This is a genomic window from Streptomyces alkaliphilus (assembly GCF_014141535.1).
GTDB lineage: Bacteria > Actinomycetota > Actinomycetes > Streptomycetales > Streptomycetaceae > Streptomyces > Streptomyces alkaliphilus.
Window position 1 is genome coordinate 1 of sequence record NZ_VKHT01001369.1, and the last position, 1046, is coordinate 1046.

Here is a 1046-nt window from a genome sequence, read left to right on the forward strand (position 1 = left end):
GGGTGGGCGGGCGGCGCACAGCGGCGTAGCCTGGAAGGTGGACTCGGGATTCGTTCCACCATCCCGCCGGGAGGCGGATGATCATGACCATCGTCAAGAGGAATTTCGACTCGGCGGACGAGGTCCGTCCCTTCGAGGACCACAAGGGACACCTCGACCTCCTCGAAACCGACCACGGGCTCGTGGGCCGCGGGGTCTTCGAACCGGGGTGGCAGTGGTCGAAGCACGTCAAGCCGGTGGCCGGCACGGACAGCTGCGAGGCGGCCCACACCGGTTACTGCGTCAGCGGCCGGATCAAGGTCGTCATGAACGACGGCGAGGAAGTCGAGTACGGCCCCGGGGACTTCATGGAGATCGACCCCGGCCACGACGCCCGGGTGATCGGCGACGAACCGTGCGTCCTCCTCGACTGGACCGGCATGGCCGACTACGCCAAGCGGATGGCCGCGCCCGCCGGCGTCTGACGCCCATCGACCGCGATCCCCTCCGCCCCGGCGGCGGGGGCGGACCCGGCCACCCGAAACCCCTCCGAGGCCCGGTGACCGAACGGGAGGCCCGCTCGGTCACCGGGCGAAACCGTTGGGCCGGGGTTCGGAGGGGATCCGCGACGGCTCGGTGCCGCGGGACGTCTCCCGGCTCTCACACCAGCCCGGGGTGCTCCAACTCGTCGGCGACCCGGTGGGCGTCGGCGAGCAGCGCCCCGTACAGCGGCCACTCACCGGGGGCGTCCAGGTTCTCCCGCCGGCAGCGCTCCATCAGCTCCCCGTATCCGGAGCGGACGGCCGCTATCGCCGCCTCCAGCTCCTCCTGCTCCGCGTCCCCCCTCGGCTCCCCGGAGCCGAAGCGCTCCACGGCCGCGGCGGTCTCCCCGAGCAACTCGGCGTAGGAGGTGAGGAAGTCCCGGGCCAGCGAGCCGTAGTGCTCGCTGCGCACCGCGTAGGTCAGGCCGCGCACGACGGAACGGGCGCGGAAACCCACCCGTTCGAGGACATTGACCGCCGTGTGGCGGGCGGCGTGGTCGGTGAGCGGCGGCCCCGGCGGGTGCG

General features: G+C 72.5%; 1 protein-coding gene and 1 pseudogene. One reads left to right on the forward strand and one right to left on the reverse strand.

Translation table 11 applies throughout. The features are described 5' to 3' along the window. Positions 1-83 precede the first annotated feature (83 nt). Positions 84-464: a cupin domain-containing protein gene (locus tag FNQ90_RS24530; protein ID WP_194432855.1), complete on the forward strand. Its 381-nt coding sequence runs from the start codon at positions 84-86 to the stop codon at positions 462-464. A gap of 175 nt (positions 465-639) precedes the next feature. Here FNQ90_RS24530 and FNQ90_RS24535 read toward each other — a convergent pair. Continuing rightward, positions 640-1046, reverse strand: a pseudogene (locus tag FNQ90_RS24535) (hypothetical protein); the annotation flags it as partial.

What these genes read in the sequence shown, in the direction of transcription:
- FNQ90_RS24530 (WP_194432855.1), top strand. Translation starts at nt 84, where the DNA reads ATGACCATCGTCAAGAGGAATTTCGACTCGGCGGACGAGGTCCGTCCC.